Source organism: Streptomyces sp. NPDC058459, assembly GCF_042721685.1.
Classification (GTDB): domain Bacteria; phylum Actinomycetota; class Actinomycetes; order Streptomycetales; family Streptomycetaceae; genus Streptomyces.
Genome location: NZ_JBHXLV010000375.1, coordinates 1 through 2,747, shown reverse-complemented (window position 1 = coordinate 2,747; position 2,747 = coordinate 1). Strand labels below are relative to the sequence as shown.

General features: G+C 75.1%; 3 protein-coding genes. 1 reads left to right on the top strand and 2 read right to left on the bottom strand.

Annotation, left to right across the window (positions count from 1 at the left end; translation table 11 throughout):
- Positions 1-24: 24 nt before the first annotated feature.
- Positions 25-993, bottom strand: a complete 969-nt coding sequence (locus tag ACFWN1_RS32775) for a hypothetical protein (protein ID WP_384370244.1) — start codon at positions 991-993, stop codon at positions 25-27.
- Positions 990-1,781, bottom strand: a complete 792-nt coding sequence (locus tag ACFWN1_RS32770) for a phosphatase PAP2 family protein (RefSeq protein ID WP_384370241.1) — start codon at positions 1,779-1,781, stop codon at positions 990-992. The genes ACFWN1_RS32775 and ACFWN1_RS32770 overlap by 4 nt, the downstream gene beginning before the upstream one ends.
- A 202-nt stretch (positions 1,782-1,983) precedes the next feature.
- Between ACFWN1_RS32770 and ACFWN1_RS32765 the strand changes: the two genes are divergently transcribed.
- Positions 1,984-2,649, top strand: coding sequence for a TetR/AcrR family transcriptional regulator C-terminal ligand-binding domain-containing protein (locus ACFWN1_RS32765; RefSeq protein WP_384370238.1), 666 nt, complete (start codon positions 1,984-1,986; stop codon positions 2,647-2,649).
- Positions 2,650-2,747 lie beyond the last annotated feature (98 nt).

Below are 2,747 nucleotides of genomic sequence, written 5' to 3'. Positions count from 1 at the left end.
GCCCTCTCACGTCCACGGGTACGGCTACAGCCGGGTCAGACGGCGTGGTCTCGACCGCCTCCGGGTCAGCCGCGGTTCCCGGGTCGCGGTACCCGGCTCCAGCGCCAGCACCGCGGCCACCGGATGCTCGTCGTCGTCCGGTCCCCTGGCCGGCGGAGGTACGGGCGCCGCGGCCGGTGTCGCGCGGGTCAGCAGGACCACACCCCGGGCCGCCAGGCCCGCCCCGGCCAGCGCCAGCAGGATGCCGGCGGCGCCGCCGCCCAGGCCCTGGCCGAGCAGGGTCAGGCCGATGACCGAGGCGGCCAGCGGATTGGCGAGGGTGACCACCGCGAGGGGGGCGCCGAGCCCGCCCCGGTAGGCCGTCTGCGACAGCAGCAGCCCGCCGGCGGCGAACCCGGCCACCAGTACCGCGACCACGACGACCAGGGGGCTCAGCACCGGGCCCGAACCGTCGGTGGCCGCCACGGTCGCGGTCTGGGTGAGAGCGGAGGCCACACCCGAGGCGAAGCCGGACGCGGTCGCGTGCCGCAGCCCCGGCCGGGCGCCGGGACGGCTCAGGGCGCCGATCGCGGCGGTGGTCGTGGCGGCGACCGCCAGCGCCGAGGGCAGGCTCAGCGCCCGCTCGGGCGCCGGGCCGGAGGCAGCCGTCAGCAGCGCCCCCAGTCCGAGCAGGGTCAGCGCCGTGCCCCGCCACTCCAGGGGGGTGACCCGCCGTCCGGCGGCCCGCGCGCCGAGCGGCACGGCGGCGACCAGGGTGAGCGCGCCCAGCGGCTGGACCACGGTGAGCGGGCCGTACCGCAGCGCGACCACGTGCAGCAGGGCGGCGCCCGCGTTCAGGCCGACCGCCGACCACCAGGCGCCGGTGCCCAGCATCCGCAGGAGGCCCGCGCCGGTGTCGCGGGCGGCGAGGCGCTCCTGCGCGACGGCCGCCGAGGCGTAGGCGACGGCCGATATCAGGGACAGTCCGACGGCGACCAGCAGCGCGCCGCTCATCGGGCCGGTCCCGCGAGCGCGGTGTCCCGGGCCAGGAACAGGGGTTCGGGCGGGGCGGGGTCCGCCGCGCGGTGCGGGGCGTGGACGACGGCGAGCGCGGTGGCCAGCAGGACGGCCGCCACGATCGAGTCCAGCCAGTAGTGGTTCGCCGTGCCCACGATCACCGCCAGGGTGACCAGCGGGTGCAGCAGCCACAGCCAGCGCCGGCGGGACCGGGTCGCGGCGATCAGACCGACGGCCACCATCAGCGCCCAGCCGAAGTGCAGCGAGGGCATCGCCGCGAACTGGTTGGAGAGGTGGTCGTCGGCGGGCGGCCCGTACACCGAGGGCCCGTAGAGCCGCGCCGTGTCCAGCAGGCCGGTACCGGCCAGCATCCTCGGCGGGGCCAGCGGGAAGGTGAACGTCAGCACCAGTGCCGCGCTCGTCACCAGCGCCAGGACCCGGCGGGCCCAGACGTAGTGGGCGGGGCGGCGCAGATACAGCCAGATCAGGAAGGCGACGGTGGCCGGGAAGTGGACGGTCGCGTAGTAGGCGTTCGCCAGATGGACCAGGCCGTCACCGTGCAGCAGCGCCGACTGGACGTCCGTCTCGGCGGGCAGGTGCACGGCGCGCTCCAGCCGCCACACCCGGTGGGCGTCCGTGAAGGCGTCCGAGATGTGGCCGCCGGCGAGCCGGCGTCCGAGCTTGTAGACCAAGAAGAGCCCCGCGACGAGCAGGAACTCCCGCACGAGCGGTGGCCGGGCCGTCGCGGCCGGTTCCGCTTCGGCGGGCTCGGATCGGGTGTTCATCCCCCGGCCCCCTTCACTGACGGTGGTGCGTGCTGAACCCGGACGGCTTCCGAACTCAGCGATACGTCTCCGTACCGATACGCCAGTGTACCGATACGGACGAGTACCGGTACACTGGCGTATCGGTACAGTGCGACACACCGGGATCGGGCGGTGTCCGCCGAAGGTCGGGCGAGCCGGGACGAGTGAGGGGAAGCCAGGTATGACGTCGCAAGCCGCGGACGAACCGGAGACGGTCGTCGCCTCGCGCCGCTCCAAGCTCACGCCCGAACGTGAGCAGGAGTTCTTCGACGCCGTGCTCGACCAGATCCGGCACTGCGGCTACGAGTCCGTCACCATGGAGGCCGTCGCTGCCAGCACCCGGTGCAGCAAGTCCACGCTCTACCGGCAGTGGAAGACCAAGCCCCAGTTCGTCGCCGCCGCGCTGCGCGCCAGCCGCGAGGTGCGGTTCGCCGGGATCGACACCGGCTCCCTCACCGGGGACCTGCGGCAGGCGGCGCGGGCCGCGGGGGACTGGTCGGGCAAGGACACCCGGCTGCTCCAGTCGCTGGGGCACGCCGTCACCGACGACCGGGAGCTGGCCGAGGCGCTGCGCGAGGCACTGGTCCACCCGGAGATCGCCGCGCTCCAGGCGATACTGGAGCGGGGCGTGGAGCGGGGCGAGGTCCCGGCGGACCACCCCGCGCTGGAGTACGTACCGGCGATGATGTTCGGTGTGCTGCGCGTGCGTCCCGTGCTGTGCGGGCAGTACGCCGACGCGGACTACCTGGCCGGGTTCGTGGAGGCCGTCGTGCTTCCCGCCCTCGGCCTGCCCCGGAATCCGGCCGCAGAGGCCGCACCGGACACCAGGCCGCCGTTCACGGGATGACTGAACGGCGACCTGGTCGCGCCGCACCGTGGGGACGGGGGCGGCGCGTACCCAGGCCGGGCGGGTGGCCCGTGAGCGGAGGGGCACCCGCCCGGCCC